Genomic DNA, 21369 nt, shown 5'->3' on the forward strand with positions numbered 1-21369 from the left:
CGACCTGCTTGAGCCAGCGGGAGATGGTTCCCTCGGTGACGGATTCGCCGAGTGCGGGAAGGGTGACTTCGGTCGACATGAGAGTGGAAGCTCCTTTGCTGTGGTTACCTCCGTCAGCCTAGCCCCCGCGGCTGGGTGGCGCAGCCACCGCCGCCGGGAGGGGCACCGGCCTCAGGAGTGGGCGTGCAGGGGCGCCCCGGCCAGGGCCATGATCGCCTCGCCGATTGCCTCCCCCTGGGTGGGATGGGCGTGGATCAGTCCGCCGAAGTCGTCGGGACGAGCCTCCCAGGCGGTGATCAGGGCTGCTTCGCCGATCAGTTCCGAGACGCCGTCGCCGATCATGTGCACACCGACGACAGCGCCGTCGGCCCGGCGCACCAGTTGGACGAAGCCATTCGTCCCGACGATCTGGGAGCGTCCGTTGCCGCCGAGTTGGTACTCGACCACCTCGACCGCACCGTCGCGTTCGGCCTGGGCGCGAGTGAGCCCGACCGAGGCGATCTCGGGTGAGCAGTAGGTGACCCGGGGAATCTGGTCCTCGCGCACCGGACGAGGCCGCTCGCGGGTGTGACCCTGCAGGTGGGCGACGCGTTCGGCGACGAAGATGCCCTGGGCGAAGCCGCGGTGGGCCAGTTGCAGTCCGGCGACCAGGTCGCCCACGGCCGAGACCTGCGGCACCGAGGTGGTCAGGTTCTCGTCCACGCTGACGTGGCGTCCGCGCAGCGTGATGCCGGCCTGCTCGAAGTCCAGGTCGTCGCTGACCGGCTCTCGTCCCACCGCCACCAGCAGCAGGTCGGCCGAGAGCGTCGTGCCGTTCTGCAGGGCCACCTCGACACCCTCGTCACCCGCGGTCGCGCCGGCAACTGGAACCCCGGTGTGCACGGTGATTCCGCGCCGCCCGAAGGCTCGCAGCAACGCCTTGGCGATGGTCGGTTCCTCGGCCGGCACCAGCCGGTCGAGTGCCTCGACGATGGTCACCTCGACCCCGAACGAGGCCCACATCGAGGCGAACTCCACCCCGATCACCCCGCCACCGAGCACGATCGCGGTCCGCGGCAGCGAGGTCATGGTCATCGCGTGGTCTGAGGTGATGATCCGCTCGCCGTCGATCGGCAGCCCGAGTGTGCGGGGCCGTGAGCCGGTGGCCAACACCACGTGCCGGCCACGCACCAGCGTGTCGCCGACCTGCACCGCCGGGCCGGTCTGGTCGACCACGAGGCGTCCTCGGCCGTGCACCTGCGCGATGCCACGAGAGGAGACCAGCCCCTGGAGCCCCTTGTGCAGTCGGCCGACCACCTGGTCGGAGAACGCGTTGACCCCTTCGAGGTCGACACCCTCGAAGCTGGCCCGCACCCCCACCCGGGCAGCGTCACGGGTGGCCTCGGCCACGTGTGCGGCGTGCAGTCGGGCCTTGGTGGGGATGCAGCCTCGGTGCAGGCAGGTGCCGCCGAGCAGGTCGGCCTCGACCAGGGCCACGTCGAGCCCCAGTTGGGCGGCCCGCAGCGCTGCTGCGTAGCCGCCGCTGCCGCCGCCGAGCACGACCAGGTCGTGGCTGGCGGTCAGCGTGGCGCTCCCGGTCGAGGACGAGGCCACCGCCTCAGCCCTCCATGCCGGCGGCGAGCGCGACCAGGGTCGAGACGGCGAAGCCGGTGCCTCCGGTGGACACGTGGCCCCAGGCCGACTCCTCGTTCCAGGCCGGGCCGGCGATGTCGAGGTGTGCCCACGACTGGCCCTCGGCGACGAAGCGCTGCAGGAAGGCGGCGGCGGTCAGCGCCCCACCCCAGCGCGGTCCACCGGACTTGAGGTCGGCGACCTTGGAATCGAGGGTGGCGCGCAGCTGGTCGGGGATCGGCAGCTGCCAGAACTGCTCACCGGCCACCTCGGCCGCGTCGAGGATGCGGTCGGCGGTTTCGTCGTCGGAGGCCATCAGGCCCGCGATCCGGTTGCCGAGGGCGACGATGCACGCACCGGTGAGGGTGGCCACGTCGACCACCAGGTCGGCGGCATCGCCCTTGGTGCGGGCCAGCGCGTCGGCCATCACCAGGCGTCCCTCGGCGTCGGTGTTGACGTTCTCGACGGTGGTGCCGCCATACATGCTGAGCACGTCACTGGGGCGGTAGGCGGTGTCGCTGGGCAGGTTCTCGGCCATGGCGGCGTAGGTGATCACGTGCACGTTGAGCCCGAGCTGGGCGATCACCTTGGTGGCGGCCAGCACCGCGGCCGCGCCGGACATGTCGCACTTCATGGTGTACATGCCCTCGGACGGCTTGATGTTGAGGCCACCGGAGTCGAAGGTGATGCCCTTGCCGACCAGGGCGAGGGTCTGCTTGGCGCCGCGCGGCTTGTACTCCACGCGCACCAGGCGGGGGCCACGCGACGAGCCGCCACCGACGGCACTGAGACCGCCGTAGCCCTCGCGGGCCAGGGTCTTGTCGTCCAGCACCTCGACGGTGACGTTCTTGATGCCCTTGAACTGGTCGCGGGCCTCGTTGGCGAAGACCTCGGGGTAGAGCAGGTTGGCCGGGGCGTTGATCCAGTCGCGGGCCAGGTTGACCGCGGCCGACAGGTTCACCGACTCCTCGACGGTGCGGTTCACGTCGCGGCCCTTGGCGGCCGAGACCACGGCGACCTCGGTGACGCGCGTGGGGGCGTCCGCGCCGCTGACCTTGGTGAAGGTGTAGGCGCCCTGCAGGGCGCCCTCGGCGATCGCGGCGAGCAGTTCGGGGTCGGTGGCGTCGAGCGAGACGGCGACCTTGACGTCGGCGTCCTTGGCCAGTCCGGCGGCCTTGCGCACGGCGACGCCGACGGCCTCGCGCAGCGCGTTCGGGGTCACCTCGACCGGCCCGACGCCGACGGCGACGACGCTCTGGCCGAGCAGCCCCTTGGGCAGCACGACAGCATCGTTGGCCTTGGAGCTGCCGCCCAGGTCGGCGACCAGGTCGGTCAGGTCACCGGGCAGCTTCTTGGCCCAGCCCTTCTCGAGGTCTGCGGGGACGCCGACGACGACGTCCTTGTCGTTCGAACTGGCCACACCCACGACCAGCACGTCGACGGACGACGGCACCTGGCCGGTGAGGGTGAGCTGGGGGGCGCGATGGGTCGACAGCGCTGACATGGTTCCCTTTCGGTGGACGGCTCGTCAGGAAGCCTACCGAGTGGCCACCTCGGCGGCGCACCGTCAGTCTGGACGACTAGGCTGGTGCTCGACAGTGGTTCGTCCCGGTGTCCCACCTGCCGAGCCAGCCGTTGACCGACACGACGAAGTGAGGAACCCATGAGCACCCCGGAGATCTCCGTACAGCTGTACTCGATCCATCCTGAACTGGCAGCCGACCTCGACGGATCGCTGGCCAAGATCGCCGACATCGGCCTGACCACGGTCGAGGCGTTCGACTTCGTCACCCGGGTCGACGAGCTCAAGGCAGCGTTCGACAAGTACGGTCTGAAGTCGCCCACCGCGCACGCCATCCTGATCGAGGACGCCGGCGTCGCCACCCCCGACGGCCTGCTCTCGGTGCCCCCGGTCGAGGAGACCTTCGAGGCCGCCAAGAAGCTGGGCGTCGAGGTTGTCATCGACCCGTTCGTCGCGCCCGCCAAGTGGCAGACCGCCGAGGACGTCACCCGCACCGCGACCAAGCTCAACGAGCGCGCCGTGCAGGCCCGTGACTACGGCCTCAAGGTCGGCTACCACAACCACGAGCACGAGTTCACCGCCGAGATCGACGGCCGTCCGGCTTACGACCTGTTCGTCGAGCAGCTCGATCCCGACGTCAAGCTCGAGGTCGACCTGTACTGGGCCCAGGCCGGTGGCGCCGACCTGATCGAGCTGCTGACCCGCCTCGGCGATCGGGTGATCGCGGTGCACTCCAAGGACGGCCCCCTGCGTCCCGGCACCACCGCCGCCAACCTGCCCAAGGACCAGGCCCCGGCCGGCCAGGGCGATGTGAAGCTCGCCGACGTGTTCGCCGCCGACCTCGACATCCCCTACGCCGTGATCGAGTTCGACCACTACGAGGGTGACACCTTCGACGGCATCACGCAGAGCTACGCCTGGCTCAAGGAGACCCTCGGGTGAGTGGGGCTCCCACCTCGCACCTGTTCCAGTCACCCCTTCACCAGCGCCACGTCGAGGCCGGCGCGAAGTTCGCCGAGTTCGGCGGATGGACCATGCCGTTGGAGTACGCCGGCTCCGGCGTGCTGGCCGAGCACCACGCGGTGCGTGACTCCGTCGGGATCTTCGACGTGTCGCACCTGGGCAAGGCCAGCGTCGCCGGGGCAGGGGTGATCGACTTCCTCAACCGGTGCCTGACCAACGACCTGCGCAAGATCGTCCCGGGCAAGGCGCAGTACTCGATGCTGTGCAACGACACCGGCGGCGTGGTCGACGACCTGATCTGCTACCTGGTCAGCGATGACGAGGTGCTGGTCATCCCCAACGCGGCCAACACCTCTGAGGTGGTCGACATCCTCGATGCCGCCGCTCCCGACGGCATCGAGGTGACCAACCTGCACCACGACTTCGCGGTGATCGCGATCCAGGGCCCCAGGTCGGACGAGGTGCTCCAGGCCATGGTTCTGCCCACCGGGCACGACTACATGAGCTTCGAGTTCGTCGAGCGCGACACCGTTGACGGACCACTGCCGTTCACCGTGTGCCGCACCGGCTACACCGGTGAGCGCGGCTACGAGTTGGTGGTGCCCTCGGCGATCGCCGGCGAGGTCTGGGACGAGGCCATGGCCGCCGGCGAGCAGTACGGCATCAGGGCCTGCGGGCTCGCCGCACGCGACACCCTGCGCACCGAGATGGGCTACTCGCTGCACGGCAACGACATCTCGCCATCGATCAACCCGGTCGAGGCCGGGCTGTCGTGGGCGGTCGGGTGGAAGAAGACCCAGCCGTTCCCGGGGTCGGAGGCGTTGCGGGCGATCCGCGAGGCCGGCCCAGCCAGGCGCAGCCGTGGCCTCAAGGCGCTCGGGCGAGGGATCCCTCGTCCCGGCATGGTCGTGGTGGACGAGTCCGGTGCCCCGATCGGTGAGGTCACCTCGGGCACCTTCTCGCCGACCCTGAAGCAGGGCATCGGGCTCGCCCTGGTCGACGCCTCGATCGAACCCGGGGCCCAGGTCGGGGTGCAGGTGCGCAACCGGGTCGAGCAGTTCGAGGTGGTCAAGCCGCCGTTCGTCGAGCCCGGGGTGCGCGAGGCGTGAGCATCGCTGGTGCACTGCACCGCCGGCAGCACTGGCTGAACATCGCCGTCGGCGTGCTCGGAGTCGTGGTGGTCCTGGTCGGCCTGTTCGTGGTCGGCCAGGGCCCCGTGACCTGTCGTGGGCAGGTGATGCAACCCGGTGACACCTGCCGCAAGGGAACGCTCACCGATCCCAGTTCGGACGAGGTGCAGACCTACGAGCAGCGGCAGGCCTCGGCGCGCGCGTCTCGTCCCACCGTGATCGGCACCGGCGTCGGGCTGATCGCCTTCTCAGTGGTGCTGGTGGCGATGGACCGCCGCCTGCGAGCTCACTCGGCCAGCAGCGACATCGGACCGTAGACCAGCCGGTCCTCCTCGAACAGGCTCACCTCGGTGACGCCGAGGTCGGCGAGCACCTCCCAGTCAGTGGCCAGCCACGCCTCGGCGGCGGCCTGGTCGTCGAACCTCGTGCCGATGCCGGCCGCCTCGAGGTCCTCAGCGGTCACCTCGGTGCCCGGGCCGGGCTCGGCGCTCCAGATCCAGGCCATCAGTACTCGCCCCCACGCGGGATTCGCGGACCGGGGCGACGGAAGCGCCTGATCGTCATCATCCGGCCATTGGCGTAGACCAGCAGACCCCGGAAGTTCGGGTTCTTGATGCGCTCACGGGCCACCTTCTTGAAGCCGCGCCACACGATGTAGACGTTGGCGAACCAGACCAGGAACACCACCAGCACCACCGCGGAGATGATCTGGGTCATCACCAGCGACTGCAGGAAGGCGATGTTGGCCGCCAGCAGCAGGATCATGATCGGGATCATGAACTCGGTCGCGGTCCAGCGCGCGTCGATGTAGTCGCGCAGCAGCACCTTGATCGGCTCGTCCTCCATGCGCTGCATCGCCTCGGCGCGGGCCTCGGCCCTGACCTCTCGGGCCCGGCGCTTGCGGTCCTTGGGCGACAGCACCGGATTGATCCGCTCCTGGCGAGCGGCCTCGGCCTGCTCACGCGTGGGGGTGGCGTGCGCCTTCTTGGGGGTGTACCCCTTGCGCACCTTGGCCGTCGTCCCCACCGCCTCGGACGAGGTGGACTCGCTGGCGGGCGCGACCGACGTCGGCGCCTTCTCGGCGACCGGCACCCGCGCGGGCTTGGCGGACTTCCGGCTGGACGGCGCCACGGTGGCCGCAGCCTTCGACTGCGTCGCAGCGGTCTCGGTGGACTCGGTCTTCTTGGGGGTGGTGCGCTCGTAGGGGCGGAAGAGTGCCACGGTTCTCCCAGTCGTGTCGGTGTGGCCCTGCACAGGGCTGGCGGTACCTGGTGCCGCCGGTCAGGCCCATCCTAGATGCAGCCGCGAGATCGTCCCACAGGGGCATCCGGCCAGCCCTCACCCCGGGGGACTACCCCCATTCGTCCCCGGATCGTCCGCTGGTGCCCTGACGTGCGCCACTTCGGCCACCTAAGCTAGGGACTGCATGGTCGGTGGCGTGTGGTCGCCGACACACCCTTGTGGAAGGAAACCCCGTACATGGCCGGCATCTTTGCTCGCATCGCCACGATCTTCCGCGCCAAGGCCGACAAGGCCCTGGACCGCGCCGAAGATCCCCGCGAGACCCTCGACTACTCCTACCAGCGCCAGCTCGAGCTCCTGCAGAAGGTTCGCCGGGGGGTCGCCGACGTGGCCACCAGCCGCAAGCGGGTCGAGATCCAGGCCAACCAGCTCAACGGCGAGGTCGACAAGCTGACCCTGTCGGCCCAGCGCGCCCTCGAGGCCAACCGTGAAGACCTGGCCCGCGAGGCGCTGACCCGTAAGTCGGGCCTGCAGCAGCAGCTGGCCGACCTGCAGACCCAGCACGCGGCCCTGCAGGGCGAGGAGGAGAAGCTGGTGCGCGCCAGCACCCGCCTGCAGGCCAAGGTCGATGCCTTCCGCACCCGCAAGGAGACGATCAAGGCCACCTACTCCGCAGCCGAGGCCCAGACCCGGATCAATGAGGCCTTCACCGGCATCTCCGAAGAGATGGGCGACGTCGGCCTGGCCATCCAGCGTGCCGAGGACAAGACCCTGCAGATGCAGGCCCGTGCCTCGGCCGTGGACGAGCTGCTCGCCTCCGGTGCGCTCGAGGATCCGACCGGCACCTACAAGGACGACATCACCCGCGAGCTCGACTCGCTGGCCTCGACCTCCCAGGTCGAGAACGAGCTGGCCGCGATGAAGGCGCAGCTGTCGCTCGGCAGCGGCCCCGCCCAGCCCCAGGCCGAGATCGGCCCGGGTTCGGTGCAGACGCCGGCTCGTCCCGACCAGGGCTACGCCCAGCCGACCGCTCCCGGCTACGCTCCCACTCCCGCCGAGGGCGGCGACCAGGGCGGTTACCAGCCGCCGGCCGTTGACGAGCCGCAGGCTCCGCAGGGAGGGCAGCAGGCATGATCGTCCGCATCATCGGCGAGGGCCAGTGGACGATCGACCCGGCCGACCTCCCCGAGCTGAATGATCTGGACGACCGGATCGAGGCCGCCCTGACCGACAGCGACCAGGAGACGCTGACCAGCGTGCTCACCGAGCTGCTCGACGAGGTGCGCAGCCGCGGCACCCAGGTGCCCGACGACGTGCTGGCCGACTCCGACCTGATCCTGCCCGACTCGGCGGTGTCGCTGCAGCAGATGCAGGAGTTCCTCGATGCTCGCGAGTCCGACGACGGCCTCATTCCCGACGACGTCGTCTGACGGATTGGTGGCGGCAGACGCAGGCGTGACGACGTGAGGGTGGTGGTCGTCACCGACCGCCACCCCGGCATCCGGTCGTCGGCGGCCGGTGCAGCGATCGGACGAGCCTGGGCCGAACGGGGTGCCCAGGTGGCCGTCGTCCCGATCGGACAGGCCGGCGCCGGGCTCGGTGAAGCGCTCGCAGACCTGTGGGGTGCCGACGAGGACCTGGTGCAGGTCGCCGACCGCGCCGTGACGATCGCCCGTGGCGAAGGTGAGTCGGGGATCAGGCTCTGCGTGAGCCTGCACGCACCCCTCGAGGCGTCCCCGCCACCGCACTGGCACGGCAGTTCATCGGTGGTCGGGCAGGCCTTGGCGGCCGCGCTCGCCGACCTTGACGACGACCAGCCGTTGACCAGCATCGTCCTCGAGGTCGCCGAACCGACCTGGCAGGACGGCGGACTGGGAATGCTCCGCCACCTGGGCTTGGTCACCGGCTTCGAGGCAGGTGGTCTGGCCGGGCAGACCCTCGACCTCGACCCCGTGCGCGGCAGGCTTCGGGGCGCTGACCTGGTGCTCGCCATCCCCGCGGACGAACTGACCATTCCCCTGGTGGGACTGCGCGGCATCACCTCGCGCGCGGCCCACGCCCACGGCCACACCGACCCGGCCACCATGCTGCGACTCGACCAGGACCTGGTCGACCTCGCTGCTGCTGCCGGAGCCGGCGACCTCGCCCAGGCTCCGGGATCGGGTGCCGTCGGGGGAGTGGGATGGGCAGTTCTTGCCCTGGGCGGTCGCGTGGTGTCAGGTCCTGGCCTGTGCCGCGAGCTGTCCGGTCTCGACCGCACCGCCGCCCACGCCGACCTGGTGGTCACCGGCGGCGACCGACTCGACTTCGGCTCGATGGGCGGCGACGTGCTCACCGAGGTGCGTGAGGTCGCCGAGCAGGTGCTGCGGCCCTTGGTGGTGATCGCCGGGCAGAACTTCATCTCGTCTCGAGAACTGCGCTCGATCGGCGTCGAGGCTGCCTATCCCGTGCACGCTCACGGCGCGGCTGCCGACGCCACCCAGCCTGCGGTCAGCGAGGACGACCTGTTGGTGCTGGCCCGCAGGGTCGCTGCCAGTTGGTCGTGGTGACCCTCGCCGACACGGCGTGCGAACCGCTCGCGCGAGCGCGCAACCGGGGTGCGCGCTCTGCGCATCGGCCCTGACCACCGCCCTAGCGTGGGGGGCATGATCGAGTTCGGCACCGGCGGATGGCGTGCCATCATCGCCGACGGGTTCACCAAGGCCAACGTCGCGCTGCTGGCGCAGGGACTCGCCCAGCGCATCCTGTTCGAACCCGACGCCAAGCGTGAGGTCGCCATGGGTTACGACCGGCGCTTCCTGTCCCGAGAGGCCGCCTGGTGGGCCGCCCAGGTGCTGGCCGCCAACGGCATCCACGTGCAGATGGTCGATCGTCCGGCCCCCACGCCACTGGTGATGTTCACCACCCGCGAGATCGGCGCCCCCTACGGTCTGGCCGTGACCGCCAGCCACAACCCGGCGCTCTACAACGGCATCAAGGTCTTCACCGCCGGTGGACGTGACGCCGATGCCGAGACCACCGATGAACTGCAGCAACAGGTCAACGCCCTCTCAGAGGACGACGTGGTCACCATGGAGGCCGACGAGGCGGTCGCGCAGGGGCTGATCACCGTGCTGACCTCGTTCAACGACTACATCGACGCGATCATCGACCAGGTTGACATGGCCGCGATCCGCAAGAGTGGCCTCTCGGTCGTCCTCGACCCGATGTTCGGCGTCTCGCGCACCTGCCTGGAGACCATCCTGGTCACCGCCCGCTGCCAGGTCGAGGTGATCAACGACCGCCGCGACACCCTGTTCGGGGGACGTCTTCCTTCACCCAACGTCGACACCCTGCGCGCCCTCACCCAGACCGTGGTCGACCGCAGGGCCGACCTGGGCATCGGCACCGACGGTGACGCCGACCGGCTCGGCATCATCGACGACCAAGGGCACTTCCTGCATCCCAACCAGATCCTCGTCCTGCTCTACCACTACCTGCTCACCGTCAAGGGCTGGAAGGGCCCGGGGGTGCGCAACCTGGCCACCACCCACCTGCTCGACCGGGTGGCCGAGGCCCACGGTGAGCGCTGCATCGAGGTGCCCGTCGGCTTCAAGCACATCTCGTCGGCGATGGAGGCCAACGACGCCATCATCGGCGGCGAGAGCTCCGGCGGCCTGACTGTTCGCGGCCACATCAAGGGCAAGGACGGCATCTACGCCGCCTCGCTGCTGGTCGAGATGATCGCGGTGCGCCAGAAGAAGCTCTCGGAGATCTACGCCGACCTGGTCGCCGAGTACGGCGAACTGGTGATGGTCGAGGACGACTACGCGTTCAACGCCTCGCGCAAGCACGAGATCCAGGGCCGGCTGTTCGTCGACCGCGACCTGCCGACCTTCGACCTCGAGGTCGCCGAGGTGAGCTGGCTCGACGGATGCAAGGTGCGCTTCACCAACGGTGGCTGGGTGGTCGTCCGGTTCTCGGGCACCGAGCCCCTTCTGCGGATCTTCAGCGAGATGCCGACGCGAGAGCAGGCCGAGCAGGCCAGCGCGACGTTTGCCACCCACTTGGGTGTGCGCTGAGCCTGCGATTGGCTCGCCCGTCCGCGAGGACGACGTGCGCTGGTCACGGCCGGGTAGCATGTGCGGGGAATAGCTGCGGACGGCTGCATTGTTGCCCACAACGAGGCGGACGACGAGTCGTCCTCGATCGCGACTGACAAGGACTCCACGATGACCACCACCACCGAGACCACCCCGCAGGCCGTCAGCGACGGCATCATCTTGACCACCGAGGCTGCCTCGAAGGTCAAGGCCCTGATCGACGGCGAGGGTCGCGACGACCTCTCGCTGCGCGTGGCTGTGCAGCCGGGCGGATGCTCGGGGCTGCGCTACCAGCTCTACTTCGACGACCGGTCCCTCGATGGCGACGTGGTCAAGACCTACGACTCGGTCAACGTCGTCACCGACCGGATGAGCGCCCCCTACCTGGCCGGCGCGACCATCGACTTCGTCGACACCATCGAGAAGCAGGGCTTCACCATCGACAACCCCAACGCGGGCGGTTCCTGCGCTTGTGGCGACAGCTTCCACTGATCGCTGGCAGATGGTACTCCTGCCCCTGATCGGTGACGCGACTGGGGGCGCCAAATGCGTTACTCTGCGGGGGTGAGTGGAATGCGTGTGCGTAGGCATCTGGGAAGGGCCGTGGCGGGCGTGGTCGCCATGGCTGCGCTGACGAGCTGCAGCAGCGAGACGGCCGCCCAGTGGCGTCGTTTCGGCCTGCTCGAGCCGGCCAGTGACCAGGCCCCCGCGATGGGCAACCTGTGGGTGGGCGCGTGGATCGCGTCCTTGGTCATCGGCGTGCTGGTCTGGGGCCTGATCTTCTACGCGATCATCAGGTACCGCCGGCGTCCCGGCAACGAGGTGCCCCGGCAGACCAAGTACCACCTGCCGATGGAGATCCTCTACACCCTGGTGCCGTTCCTGATCATCGGTGTGCTGTTCTTCTTCACCATCCGGGCCCAGAACACGGTGCTCGCCAAGGAGGACGCCCCGCCGCACACCATCAACGTGGTGGCGCAGAAGTGGTCGTGGACCTTCAACTACATGGAGCAGGACAACCCCGACGTGGGCGCCACCGTGCACACCGTCGGCACCATGTCAGACCTGCCCACCCTGGTGCTGCCGGTCGGTGAGACCGTGCGGTTCAACCTCGCCTCCGCCGACGTCATCCATTCGTTCTGGATCCCGGCGTTCTACTTCAAGCTCGACGTCATCCCGGGCCACCCGAACTCCTTCGACGTCACGCCCAGCAAGATCGGCGACTACGACGGCAAGTGTGCTGAGCTGTGCGGCACCTACCACGCCAACATGCTGTTCAAGGTGAAGGTGGTCTCGGTCGACGACTACAACGCCCACCTCAAGAAGCTGGCCAGCGAGGGCAAGACCGGTGAGATCCTGCCCCCGGCGGCTGCCACCCACCTGCCCTCGACCCCGACCGCCTCGGCCACCAAGGAGGAGGGCGAATGAGCACCCTCGCACGCACCACGTCCGTTGCCGCCACCGACGCTCCCGTGAAGTCGCGGCGCCTGGGTGCGCTGGTCTGGGACTACATGACCACGACCGATCACAAGAAGATCGGCACGCTGTACTTCATCACGTCCCTGGCGTTCTTCGCCTTCGGTGGCCTGTTGGCGCTGGGCATCCGGCTCGAGCTGGCCGCGCCGGGCATGCAGTTCATGCACCAGGAGCAGTTCAACCAGCTGTTCACGATGCACGGCACGATCATGCTGCTGATGTTCGCCACCCCGCTGTTCGCAGGGTTCGCCAACTGGATCATGCCGCTGCAGCTGGGTGCGCCTGACGTCGCCTTCCCGCGGCTCAACATGTTCGCCTACTGGCTGTACCTGATGGGCTCGCTGCTGGCCTGCGCCGGCTTCCTGACCCCCGGCGGCGCCGCCAGCTTCGGGTGGTTCGCCTACGTGCCGTTGTCGGACGCGATCCACTCACCCGGTGTCGGTGGCGACATGTGGGTGGCCGGCCTGTACATCATGGGCTGGGGCACGATCCTGGGCGCGGTGAACTTCACCACCACGATCATGACCATGCGTCCCCCCGGCATGACCATGTTCCGCATGCCGATCTTCACCTGGAACATCCTGGTCACCTCGATCATGGTGCTGCTGGTGTTCCCGGTGCTCGCCGCCGGTCTGCTCGTCCTGCTGTCTGACCGCGTGCTCGGTTCGCACATCCTCGACCCCGCCAACGGTGGCGCGATCCTGTGGCAGCACCTGTTCTGGTTCTTCGGCCACCCCGAGGTCTACATCATCGCGTTGCCGTTCTTCGGCATCATCACCGAGGTGCTGCCGGTGTTCAGCCGCAAGCCGGTCTTCGGCTACGTCGGCCTGGTCTTCGCCACCTTGGCGATCGGCGCCCTGTCGATGGCGGTGTGGGCCCACCACATGTTCGTCACCGGCGCGGTCTCGCTGCCCTTCTTCTCGTTCATGACCTTCATGATCGCGGTGCCCACGGGTGTGAAGTTCTTCAACTGGATCGGCACGATGTGGGGAGGCTCGATCAGCTTCGAGACCCCCATGCTGTGGGCGCTGGGCTTCCTGACCACGTTCCTGTTCGGTGGCCTGACCGGCATCATCCTGGCCTCGCCGCCGATGGACTTCAACGTCTCCGACACCTACTTCGTGGTGGCGCACTTCCACTACGTGCTCTTCGGCACGGTGGTGTTCGCGATGTTCGCGGGCTTCTACTTCTGGTGGCCCAAGTTCACCGGACGCAGGCTCGACGAGACCTGGGGCAAGATCCACTTCTGGCTGCTGTTCGTGGGCTTCCACACCACCTTCCTGGTGCAGCACTGGCTGGGTGTCGAAGGCATGCAGCGACGGATCGCCGACTACGGCGACTGGGAGGGCTTCACCCTGCTCAACCAGATCTCGACCTTCGGGGCATTCCTGCTGGGTGTGAGCTTCCTGCCGTTCATCTGGAACGTCTACATCTCGCGCAAGAACCCCAAGGTCGAGGTGGACGATCCGTGGGGTTGGGGACGTTCGCTGGAGTGGGCCACCTCGTGCCCGCCGCCGCGGCACAACTTCACCAAGCTGCCCCGCATCCGTTCGCCCTACCCGGCCTTCGACCTCAAGTTCCCCGAGCTTGCCGAAGAGGTTCGTGACGACCATCCCGCCCCTGCGATCGCCCAGAGCATCGAGGGCGACGAGGCCCATGAAGGAGCCAAGGCATGACCGAACCGATCGGCACCCCGGTCAAGCGCAGCGGCCCCGCCCTGCGCGCCGAGGCCTGGATCTTCATCTTCCTGGCCGCGTTTTTCCTGGTCGTCACCGCCGTCTACTGGTTCATGACCTACGAGGTCGTCGGCACCGTGGCGCTGTTGCTGTCGACGCTGCTCTCGAGCATGGTGTTCGTCTACCTGTTGCTGGTCGGCAAGGAGGTCGGCAAGCGTCCTGAGGACGACCACGACGCCGAGATCCACGAGGCGGCCGGTGAGCTGGGCTTCTTCCCGCCCAAGAGCATCTGGCCGTTCTGGCTGAGCCTGTGCATCACCTTGCTGTTCGTGGGCATCGTGTTCGGCTGGTGGATCAGCGCCATCGGCTTCGGTCTGGGCGTCTGGGCCCTGTCGGGCTTGGTGTTCGAGTACTACCGCGGCGACTACGCCCACTGAGCATCGCTGAAGGGCGCCCTCCATCACGGGGCGCGCCCTTTGCGTTGCCCGCCGCCTGCACGTGGACTCAGTTTCGGCAATTGCCGGGTAGTCGCGGCAATCGCCGAAACCGTGTTCGGACGGTCGCGGGACAGGGTTGCTGGCGTTCAGCTGGGCAGCAGCCGGTCGTCCATTCCGAAGCGGGTGCTCAGGTCGCCGGACAAGACCCGGGCCAAGGTGTCGGTGAAGCGTGCCTCCATCGGGGGCAGTTCGTCGACCGGCACCCAGTGCACCTGCAGCGACTCGTCGTCGGCGACGTGGGCCTCGGCACCGCCGGCCACCGGTCGTCCCAGGAAGGTGTGGTCGAGGTACTGGCACACGTGCCCATTGGGCAGCACGTTGACTGGCAGGGCCCTCACCGAGAGCAGGGCGGTCACCTCGATGGCGACACCGGTCTCCTCGATCGCCTCGCGCACAGCGCAGACGTCGGGATCCTCGCCGGGGTCGACCGATCCGCAGATCGGGTTCCAGGCCCCGGTGTCGCTGCGTTGCTGCACCAGCAGCTCCTGACGCCCGTCGGCACCCTCGCGCAGCACCAGCACCGCCGCACCCGGCGCCCAGATGAGGTCGTTGCCGATCTTGGCGCGCAGGGCGGCGTGGTAGGCGGGGATCACCGGGTCACCAGCTCGCGTGCAGCGGTCGTCCCTCGTCGTAGCCCGAGCTCGACTGCACCCCGACGACGGCCTTCTCGTAGAACTCGGCGAGGTTGCTGGCGCCGGCATAGGTGCAGGCCGACCGCACGCCCGAGGTGATCCAGTCGACCAGGTCCTCCACGCCGGGACGGGCCGGGTCGAGATACATCCGCGAGGACGAGATGCCCTCCTCGAACAGTCCCGCGCGGGCCCGTTCGAAGGCGCTCTGGCGCATCGTCCGGTGCCGCACGGCGCGGGCCGAGGCCATGCCGAACGACTCCTTGTACTGGCGCCCCTGGTGGTCGACGAGCATGTCGCCGGTGGACTCGTGCGTGCCGGCGAACCACGAGCCGATCATCACCGAGCCCGAACCCGCGGCCAGCGCCAGGGCCACGTCGCGCGGGTGCCGCACACCGCCGTCGGCCCAGATCGCCTTGCCCTCCTCGGCCGCGGCCGCGGCGCACTCCAGCACCGCCGAGAACTGCGGACGACCCACCCCGGTCTGCATCCGGGTGGTGCACATGGCGCCCGGTCCCACACCCACCTTGACCACGTCGGCGCCGGCCTCGATCAGGTCCTGCGTGCCGGCTGCGGTGACCACGTTGCCGGCCACCATCGGCGTACGTCGACCAGTTGACGCCTCGAACTCGTCGCGAACGTCACGGACGAGGCGGAGAGCCTCGATCATCTTCTCCTGGTGGCCGTGGGCGGTGTCCATCACCAGCACGTCGGCGCCCGCCTCGAGCAGGGCCTTCGCGCGTCCGGCCACGTCGCCGTTGATACCGACCGCGGTGGCCACGCGCAGGCGTCCATCAGCATCGAGGGCCGGGGTGTACAGGGTGGCTCGCAGCGCGCCCTTCGGCGTGATCAGCCCGACCAGGCGCCCATCGCCATCGACCGCCAGCGCCACCTTCTGGTGCTGGGCGCTGAGGGTGTTGAAGACCTCCTCGGGAGTGGCGTCGGGTGAGACCAGCGTGAGGTCGGTGGTCATCACCTCCTGCACCTGGGCGAACCTGTCGACGCCGTCGGCCTCCGAGGCCGACACGATGCCGACCGGGCGGTCGTCCTCGACCACCACGACGACGCCGTGGGCACGCTTGACCAGCAGTGTGGTGGCCTCACCGACCGTGGTGGTGCGGTCGACCCGGATCGGGGTGTCGAACACGGTGTGGGCCCGCTTCACCCGTCCGATCGACTTGGCGATCATGTCGGTGGGAATGTCCTGGGGCAGCACGGCGATGCCACCGCGGCGGGCGATGGTCTCGGCCATCCGGCGACCTGAGATGGCGGTCATGTTGGCCACCACCAGCGGCAGGGGAGTGGCCAGCCCGTCGGTGCTGGTCAGGTCGACGTTGAGCCGTGAGCCGACACTCGAGCGCACGGGCGTCATGAAGACGTCGCTGTAGGTGAGGTCGTGGCGGGGCTGTTCATTGAGGAAACGCACGGGCTCGATTCTCCCATGCCGGACGAGAAGCGCGGAACGGAACGAGGCAGGGGTACTGGTTCAGCGGTGGTCGCCCGACCCGCCGAGCACGCCACGCTCGGCCCTGGAGGCCAGCTTGTCAATGTTCAGCCGGGCGATCTCGTCGAAGGAGATGTCGAGGTAGTCGGCGAGCACGGCGGCGTACCAGAGCACGTCGCCGAGTTCCTTGGTCAGGTCGGCACGGTCGATGCGCGACTCGTCCGAGGCGTCGTCGCGCACCCACTTCTTGAACTTCTCGGCGACCTCGCCGGTCTCACCGACCAGCCCGAGCACCAAGTGCAGCAGTTCGTGGGGGGCGGTGCGGGGTGAGGCCGTGCGCAGCGCCAGACGCTGGTACTCGTCGAAGTCCACGGCCCCACCCTAGGGCGACCCGGGGCACCGCGCGGACGAGCGGCCTGCGGCAGGATGGGCGGTATGCCTTCGACGCCGAGCGACCTGGTCGAGCGGGTGCTGCTCGCCGTCGAGCTGGTGCCGGCCGGCCAGGTGGTCAGCTACGGCGACCTGGCCGAGCTGTGCGGCACGTCGCCCAGGCGGGTCGGGGCGATCATGCGCGACCACGGCCATGAGGTGGCGTGGTGGCGCGTGCTGTCGCACTCGGGCGACCATCCGCTGATCGATCGGGCGCTCCCGTACTGGCACGACGAGCAGATCGCGGTGAAGCCCAATGGGCTGGGCTGCCGGATCAGCGAGTACCGCACCAACCTGGTCGTGCTCGCCACCCGGTACGAGCAACAGCTGGCCCGTGTCACGATGGAGCCATGAGCCCAGCACAAGGATCAGGTCGAGGACTGCTGGTCGTCGACGTCCAGAACGACTTCACCGAGGGAGGCGCACTGGCCGTCTCCGGTGGCACCGCGGTGGCCCGCGCCATCTCTGAGCACCTGGACAGGACGACCGGACACTACGAACTCGTGGTTGCCTCGAGGGACTGGCACGACGGCGACAACGACAACGGTGGCCACTTCGCCTTCGACGGTGAGCCCGACTACGTCGACACCTGGCCGGTGCACTGTGTCGCCGGCACCGAGGGCGCGCAGTTCCACCCCGAGTTGAGCACCCTCGCGATCCGGGTCGAGGTGCGCAAGGGGCAGGGACGCCCCTCGTACTCTGCCTTCGAGGGCACCACCGACGACGGACGAAGCCTGGCCGAACTGCTGCACGACGAGCAGATCAGCTCACTCGACATCGTCGGCATCGCCACCGACCACTGCGTGCGGGCCTCGGCGCTGGACGCCCGTGCTGAGGGCCTGCGCGTCACTGTGCTCGCCCAGATGACCGCTGGTGTTGCCCCGGAGTCGACCGCTGCGGCCCTGCGTGAGATGTCGGCTGCGGGTTGCGCCATCGAGGGTGAGCCGCTGACCGAGAGCTGAGCCGACGCAGACCACGTCTCGACAACGACGAAGGCGGGGAGTTCCCTCTCGGAACTCCCCGCCTTCGACGCTCTGGTGTCGATGTCTCTCAGTGGCGGTCGGCCAACTCTCGCTGCTCGTCGGCCTCGACCTCAGGCAGGTCGGGTGAGGTGGGCGTGCGGTGGCGCGCCGCCTCGATCTCGGCCCTGGTGGGGGGAGCGATCTCGTCCCCGAGGAACCACTGCGCCAACCGGGCCCGCAGGCCGGAGACCCGCTTGCCCTTGGTCTTGACGCCACGGTCGTCCAGGTTGGGGGTCGGCACCGCGATCTCGGCACGCTCGTGCTGGGTGAGCGAGAACGCCTCGTCCGCAGTGATCGGCACGTGCGCCTCGGAGTAGCCACCCTCGGGCGAGCGGACGATGATGCCCGACTCGCTGCCGTGCAGCACCTTCTCGGCGTCGGCCCGCTGCAGCGACAGGCAGATCCGCTTGGTGATGATGAAGGCGATCACCGGGGCCACGAACACCGCGACCCGCATGAAGTAGGTGACGGCGTTGAGGCTGACGTGGAACATCGTGGCGAGGATGTCGTTGCCACCTGAGATCCAGAACATCGCGTAGCAGGTCATGCCGGCCACACCGAGCGCGGTGCGGGTGGCGGCGTTGCGGGGACGATCCAGGATGTGGTGCTCGCGCTTGTCGCCAGTGATCCACGCCTCGACGAACGGCCACACCCCGAGCAGGGTGAAGAACAGGCCCATCAGCGCCACGGCCGGCAGGAACACGTTCCACGACCAGGTGGTCGAGCCGATGTGCGACTCCCAACCGGGCATGATGCGCACCGCGCCCTCGACCCAACCCATGTACCAGTCGGGCTGCGAGCCTGCGGTCACCTGAGCGGGGTTGTAGGGGCCGTACTTCCAGATCGGGTTGATCTGCATCAGGCCACCCATCAGCACCAGCACGCCGAAGACGACGAAGAAGAAGCCGCCGGCCTTGGCCATGTAGACCGGGAACAGCGGGTAGCCGACCACGTTCTTCTCGGTGCGGCCAGGGCCGGGGTACTGGGTGTGCTTGTGGTAGACGATCAGCGCCAGGTGGGCACTGATCAGACCGAGCAGAATGCCCGGGATCAGCAGGATGTGGGCCATGTAGAGCCGCGAGATCACCACGTGCCCGGGGAACTCGCCACCGAAGACGAAGAACTCCGCCCAGGTGCCGATCAGCGGGATCGAGCGGATCAGGCCGTCGACGAACCGAAGACCGGTGCCCGAGAGCAGGTCGTCGGGCAGCGAGTAGCCGGTGAAGCCGGCGATGGTGGCCAGGCTCAGCAGGCCGACACCGATCAGCCAGTTGATCTCACGCGGCTTGCGGAAGGCGCCGGTGAAGAACACGCGCAGCAGGTGGGCCATGGCAGCCGCCACGAACAGCAGGGCCGCCCAGTGGTGGATCTGGCGCACCAGCAGTCCGCCGCGCACGTCGAAGGAGATGTCGAGCGTCGAGGCCATCGCCTCGGACATGTGGACGCCCTTGAGCAGCTGGTACGAGCCGGCGTACTCGACCTCGGCCATCGACGGACGGAACCAGATGGTCAGGAAGATGCCGGTGAGCAGCAGGACGATGAACGAGTAGAGCGCGATCTCGCCGAGCAGGAACGACCAGTGGTCGGGGAAGACCTTGCGCAGGTTCTTCTTGCCGAGCGCGGCGATGCCGAGCCGGTCGTCGGCCCACCCGAGCGGACCACCCATGCCACCCAGCGGTGCGGGCTTCTCAGGGGTGCTGGTCTCGAGCGCAGGTGAGGTCTTGGCGACTTCTGCGGGCCTTGCCATCAGTTGTCACCCTTCTTGAAGTCGTCGCGGGAATCGCGCTCGAAGTAGCTGGGGCCGACCGGGACGGTGAAGTCGCTCTTGGCGACCAGGTATCCGTCGGCGTCGACCGCGATCGGCAGCTGCGGCAGTGCCCGGGCGGCGGGGCCGAAGACCACCACGCCCGAGTCGGCCAGGTCGAAGGTCGACTGGTGGCAGGGGCACAGCAGGTGGTGGGTCTGGCGTTCCCACAGGCTGATCGGGCAACCCACGTGGGTGCAGATCTTGGAGTAGGCCAGGATGCCGCCGACCTGCCAGTCGCGGCGGGAGTCGGGAATCTTGATCGAGTCGGGCTCCATGCGGACGATGACGATCGCCGCCTTGGCCTTCTCGATGTGCAGGTGGGCGCCCTCGAGTTCCTTGAGGGTCTCGGGCTCGGCGTTGACCAGGCTACCGACCTCGAGGTCGGAGGCCTTGAGCCGGGCGTAGGTGACGTCGTTGACCAGGTGGACACCCTCGGCCCAGATGGTCTTCTCGATGGTCGCCCGACGGGTGCCGGGACCGGGGTGCGGTCCCATGTCGGCCAGCGTGACGACGGCCGGGATCGCGATGATGCCCAGCGCGCCGCCGAGAGCGCCACCGATCAGCTTGCGTCGTCCCAGCGCCGAGTCGTCGGCACCGGCCTGGAAGGCCGCCAGGAACTCCTTGCGCTCCTCGGGCGAGGAGTTGGCGTCGTGGCGCTCCTCGACCATCTCGACGTCGCTCATCAACTGCTTGGCCCAGTGGATGCAGGCCAGGCCGATCAGCAGGATGGCCAGGCCGGCGGTCAGGCCGAGGCCGACGTGCATGGCGTTGGAGTGCCAGCCCAGGAAGCGGACCTCCATGTCGCGCGGGACGGCGAAGTAGATCACCACGAAGATGATCGACAGCAGTGGCACCAGCGCGAGCATGCCCAGCACCTGGCGGTAGGCGCGGTTGCCCGCGCTGGGGTTCACGTCGGTCCAGCGCTCGACGTGCTCCTCGAGACCGGGGTCGGCGACCGGACGGGTGTCGTCGACGACTGCCACGTCGTGCGCGGCGTGGCGTGCGGGGCAGTGGTCGGTGTTCATCGTGCGCGTGCACCCTTCTTCGCGAGCCAGACGGCCACCAGCGACAGACCGCCGACGCCGAGCACCCAGGCCCAGAAGCCCTCGCCGACCGGGCCGAGGCCACCGAGGTGGAGGCCGCCTTGCTCGGGCTGGGCGTGCAGGGTCTGCAGGTACCCGATGATCTCGCGGGTGTCCTCATCGGTCAGGGTGCCCTTGGCGAACACCGGCATCTGCTGCGGACCGGTCCGCATGGCCTCGTAGATGTGCTTGTCGGAGGTCTTCTCCAGCGACGGCGCGTACTTGCCGTTGGGCAGGGCGCCACCGGTGCCCTCGATGTTGTGGCAGGCCGAGCAGTTGGTCTTGAACAGCTCGCCACCACGGGCCAGCTTCTCAGAGGTCATGCCGTCGGCGCTGTACTGGTCTGAGGTCGGCACCTGGGGGCCACCACCGAACTCGGCCTGCACGTAGGCGGCCACGGCGGCGATCTCTTCAGCGGAGTAGTCGGTCGGCTTCGCGGGCGCCTGGGCCTCGGGACGAGCCATCGGCATGCGGCCGGTGCCCATCTGGAAGTCGACGGCCATCGAGCCGACGCCGATCAGGGTGGGTCCCTCGCTGGTGCCCTCGCCGTTGAGGCCGTGGCACGACGAGCAGGTCTGCTCGAAGATGGCCTTGCCGCGGGCGATCTGCTCGGGGCTGGCGGTCTCGGCCGACGACTGGGTCGCGGGTGAGGCCACCGAGTACAGCAGACCCATCGCGAACAGCGCCATGAGGATGGCCAGTGGCTTCGCGGCCTTGCTTCGCCGCCTTCTGGTCAGGAAACGCATGGTCTCTTCTT

23 protein-coding genes are annotated in these 21369 nt (G+C 68.7%); 13 read left to right on the forward strand and 10 right to left on the reverse strand.

All coding sequences use genetic code 11. From position 1 onward, the window contains the following. Positions 1-171: 171 nt before the first annotated feature. Complete coding sequence (lpdA, locus tag IE660_RS14835) at positions 172-1593, reverse strand: dihydrolipoyl dehydrogenase (protein WP_328701988.1); 1422 nt, start codon at positions 1591-1593, stop codon at positions 172-174. A 4-nt stretch (positions 1594-1597) separates the two neighbouring features. Beyond that, positions 1598-3115, reverse strand: coding sequence for a leucyl aminopeptidase (locus IE660_RS14840; RefSeq protein ID WP_203569164.1), 1518 nt, complete (start codon positions 3113-3115; stop codon positions 1598-1600). Positions 3116-3274: 159 nt separating this feature from the next. Between IE660_RS14840 and IE660_RS14845 the strand changes: the two genes are divergently transcribed. Genes IE660_RS14845 through IE660_RS14855 form a run of 3 tightly spaced genes read left to right on the forward strand, consistent with a single transcriptional unit; the run spans position 3275 to position 5543 of the window. Further along, positions 3275-4075 (forward strand): sugar phosphate isomerase/epimerase family protein, encoded by an 801-nt coding sequence (locus IE660_RS14845; protein WP_203569165.1) that lies wholly within the window; start codon positions 3275-3277, stop codon positions 4073-4075. Next, on the forward strand, positions 4072-5205 hold the full coding sequence (gcvT, locus tag IE660_RS14850; RefSeq protein ID WP_328701989.1) for a glycine cleavage system aminomethyltransferase GcvT: 1134 nt from the start codon (positions 4072-4074) through the stop codon (positions 5203-5205). The genes IE660_RS14845 and gcvT overlap by 4 nt, the downstream gene beginning before the upstream one ends. Next, positions 5202-5543 carry a hypothetical protein gene (locus IE660_RS14855; RefSeq protein ID WP_203569166.1) on the forward strand — a complete coding sequence of 114 codons (342 nt, stop codon included), beginning with the start codon at positions 5202-5204 and terminating at the stop codon, positions 5541-5543. Before gcvT ends, IE660_RS14855 begins: the two co-directional genes overlap by 4 nt. On the opposite strand, the gene IE660_RS14860 is transcribed toward IE660_RS14855, so the two are convergent. Both IE660_RS14860 and IE660_RS16020 read right to left on the reverse strand, forming a co-directional pair. Continuing rightward, a complete protein-coding gene (locus IE660_RS14860; RefSeq protein ID WP_203569167.1) occupies positions 5513-5731 on the reverse strand; it encodes a hypothetical protein in 219 nt (72 codons plus the stop codon). The genes IE660_RS14855 and IE660_RS14860 overlap by 31 nt on opposite strands. After that, positions 5731-6447: a DUF3043 domain-containing protein gene (locus tag IE660_RS16020; RefSeq protein ID WP_203569168.1), complete on the reverse strand. Its 717-nt coding sequence runs from the start codon at positions 6445-6447 to the stop codon at positions 5731-5733. Before IE660_RS16020 ends, IE660_RS14860 begins: the two co-directional genes overlap by 1 nt. A gap of 258 nt (positions 6448-6705) precedes the next feature. On the opposite strand from IE660_RS16020, the gene IE660_RS14870 reads away from it, so the two are divergent. The 8 genes from IE660_RS14870 to IE660_RS14905 all read left to right on the forward strand — a co-directional run bounded on the left by IE660_RS14870 (position 6706) and on the right by IE660_RS14905 (position 14139). Beyond that, positions 6706-7602, forward strand: a complete 897-nt coding sequence (locus IE660_RS14870; RefSeq protein ID WP_203569169.1) for a PspA/IM30 family protein — start codon at positions 6706-6708, stop codon at positions 7600-7602. Next, positions 7599-7898, forward strand: a complete 300-nt coding sequence (pspAA, locus tag IE660_RS14875) for a PspA-associated protein PspAA (protein WP_203569170.1) — start codon at positions 7599-7601, stop codon at positions 7896-7898. The genes IE660_RS14870 and pspAA overlap by 4 nt, the downstream gene beginning before the upstream one ends. A 33-nt stretch (positions 7899-7931) precedes the next feature. After that, positions 7932-9017: a glycerate kinase gene (locus IE660_RS14880; protein ID WP_203569171.1), complete on the forward strand. Its 1086-nt coding sequence runs from the start codon at positions 7932-7934 to the stop codon at positions 9015-9017. Positions 9018-9113: 96 nt separating this feature from the next. Further along, positions 9114-10529: a phosphoglucomutase/phosphomannomutase family protein gene (locus IE660_RS14885; protein ID WP_207731156.1), complete on the forward strand. Its 1416-nt coding sequence runs from the start codon at positions 9114-9116 to the stop codon at positions 10527-10529. A 150-nt stretch (positions 10530-10679) separates the two neighbouring features. Next, positions 10680-11042 (forward strand): HesB/IscA family protein, encoded by a 363-nt coding sequence (locus tag IE660_RS14890; protein ID WP_203569173.1) that lies wholly within the window; start codon positions 10680-10682, stop codon positions 11040-11042. A gap of 81 nt (positions 11043-11123) precedes the next feature. Beyond that, the gene (gene ctaC, locus IE660_RS14895) at positions 11124-11978 is read left to right on the forward strand and encodes an aa3-type cytochrome oxidase subunit II (protein WP_268883544.1); all 855 of its coding nucleotides are present in this window, start codon (positions 11124-11126) and stop codon (positions 11976-11978) included. Beyond that, positions 11975-13702, forward strand: coding sequence for an aa3-type cytochrome oxidase subunit I (gene ctaD, locus IE660_RS14900; protein ID WP_203569174.1), 1728 nt, complete (start codon positions 11975-11977; stop codon positions 13700-13702). The genes ctaC and ctaD overlap by 4 nt, the downstream gene beginning before the upstream one ends. Before the next feature lie 41 nt (positions 13703-13743). Then, positions 13744-14139, forward strand: a complete 396-nt coding sequence (locus IE660_RS14905) for a cytochrome c oxidase subunit 4 (protein ID WP_203569213.1) — start codon at positions 13744-13746, stop codon at positions 14137-14139. Between the two features lie 146 nt (positions 14140-14285). Here IE660_RS14905 and IE660_RS14910 read toward each other — a convergent pair whose 3' ends face one another. The 3 genes from IE660_RS14910 to IE660_RS14920 are packed head-to-tail and all read right to left on the reverse strand — an operon-like array spanning position 14286 to position 16644. Then, positions 14286-14792, reverse strand: coding sequence for an NUDIX domain-containing protein (locus IE660_RS14910; RefSeq protein WP_203569175.1), 507 nt, complete (start codon positions 14790-14792; stop codon positions 14286-14288). A gap of 4 nt (positions 14793-14796) precedes the next feature. Beyond that, positions 14797-16254: a GuaB1 family IMP dehydrogenase-related protein gene (locus IE660_RS14915; RefSeq protein WP_203569176.1), complete on the reverse strand. Its 1458-nt coding sequence runs from the start codon at positions 16252-16254 to the stop codon at positions 14797-14799. Positions 16255-16314: 60 nt separating this feature from the next. Then, complete coding sequence (locus IE660_RS14920) at positions 16315-16644, reverse strand: nucleoside triphosphate pyrophosphohydrolase family protein (protein WP_203569177.1); 330 nt, start codon at positions 16642-16644, stop codon at positions 16315-16317. Positions 16645-16707: 63 nt separating this feature from the next. Here IE660_RS14920 and IE660_RS16490 point away from each other — a divergent pair, with 63 nt between their 5' ends. Both IE660_RS16490 and IE660_RS14930 read left to right on the forward strand, forming a co-directional pair. After that, entirely contained in the window at positions 16708-17055 is a 348-nt protein-coding gene (locus IE660_RS16490) for an MGMT family protein (RefSeq protein ID WP_203569178.1), read from the forward strand. Then, complete coding sequence (locus IE660_RS14930) at positions 17052-17663, forward strand: isochorismatase family protein (protein WP_203569179.1); 612 nt, start codon at positions 17052-17054, stop codon at positions 17661-17663. Before IE660_RS16490 ends, IE660_RS14930 begins: the two co-directional genes overlap by 4 nt. An 88-nt stretch (positions 17664-17751) precedes the next feature. Here the strand turns inward: IE660_RS14930 and qcrB are convergent, their stop codons facing one another. Genes qcrB through qcrC form a run of 3 tightly spaced genes read right to left on the reverse strand, consistent with a single transcriptional unit; the run spans position 17752 to position 21358 of the window. Next, positions 17752-19470, reverse strand: a complete 1719-nt coding sequence (gene qcrB / locus IE660_RS14935) for a cytochrome bc1 complex cytochrome b subunit (RefSeq protein WP_203569180.1) — start codon at positions 19468-19470, stop codon at positions 17752-17754. Then, the gene (qcrA, locus tag IE660_RS14940) at positions 19470-20555 is read right to left on the reverse strand and encodes a cytochrome bc1 complex Rieske iron-sulfur subunit (RefSeq protein WP_203569181.1); all 1086 of its coding nucleotides are present in this window, start codon (positions 20553-20555) and stop codon (positions 19470-19472) included. Before qcrA ends, qcrB begins: the two co-directional genes overlap by 1 nt. Then, positions 20552-21358: a cytochrome bc1 complex diheme cytochrome c subunit gene (qcrC, locus tag IE660_RS14945; protein WP_203569182.1), complete on the reverse strand. Its 807-nt coding sequence runs from the start codon at positions 21356-21358 to the stop codon at positions 20552-20554. Before qcrC ends, qcrA begins: the two co-directional genes overlap by 4 nt. Positions 21359-21369: the final 11 nt, after the last annotated feature.

Source organism: Aestuariimicrobium ganziense (assembly GCF_015352975.1).
GTDB classification, from domain to species: Bacteria; Actinomycetota; Actinomycetes; order Propionibacteriales; family Propionibacteriaceae; genus Aestuariimicrobium; species Aestuariimicrobium ganziense.

Excerpts from the sequence above, each read along its gene's own strand:
- IE660_RS14840 (WP_203569164.1), bottom strand. The coding sequence starts at position 3,115 with ATGTCAGCGCTGTCGACCCATCGCGCCCCCCAGCTCACCCTCACCGGC.
- IE660_RS14930 (WP_203569179.1), top strand. The coding sequence starts at position 17,052 with ATGAGCCCAGCACAAGGATCAGGTCGAGGACTGCTGGTCGTCGACGTC.
- qcrC (WP_203569182.1), bottom strand. The coding sequence starts at position 21,358 with ATGCGTTTCCTGACCAGAAGGCGGCGAAGCAAGGCCGCGAAGCCACTG.
- IE660_RS14870 (WP_203569169.1), top strand. The coding sequence starts at position 6,706 with ATGGCCGGCATCTTTGCTCGCATCGCCACGATCTTCCGCGCCAAGGCC.
- qcrA (WP_203569181.1), bottom strand. The coding sequence starts at position 20,555 with ATGAACACCGACCACTGCCCCGCACGCCACGCCGCGCACGACGTGGCA.
- IE660_RS14885 (WP_207731156.1), top strand. The coding sequence starts at position 9,114 with ATGATCGAGTTCGGCACCGGCGGATGGCGTGCCATCATCGCCGACGGG.
- ctaD (WP_203569174.1), top strand. The coding sequence starts at position 11,975 with ATGAGCACCCTCGCACGCACCACGTCCGTTGCCGCCACCGACGCTCCC.
- IE660_RS14845 (WP_203569165.1), top strand. The coding sequence starts at position 3,275 with ATGAGCACCCCGGAGATCTCCGTACAGCTGTACTCGATCCATCCTGAA.
- IE660_RS16490 (WP_203569178.1), top strand. The coding sequence starts at position 16,708 with ATGCCTTCGACGCCGAGCGACCTGGTCGAGCGGGTGCTGCTCGCCGTC.
- pspAA (WP_203569170.1), top strand. The coding sequence starts at position 7,599 with ATGATCGTCCGCATCATCGGCGAGGGCCAGTGGACGATCGACCCGGCC.
- IE660_RS14890 (WP_203569173.1), top strand. The coding sequence starts at position 10,680 with ATGACCACCACCACCGAGACCACCCCGCAGGCCGTCAGCGACGGCATC.
- ctaC (WP_268883544.1), top strand. The coding sequence starts at position 11,124 with ATGCGTGTGCGTAGGCATCTGGGAAGGGCCGTGGCGGGCGTGGTCGCC.
- IE660_RS14860 (WP_203569167.1), bottom strand. The coding sequence starts at position 5,731 with ATGGCCTGGATCTGGAGCGCCGAGCCCGGCCCGGGCACCGAGGTGACC.
- qcrB (WP_203569180.1), bottom strand. The coding sequence starts at position 19,470 with ATGGCAAGGCCCGCAGAAGTCGCCAAGACCTCACCTGCGCTCGAGACC.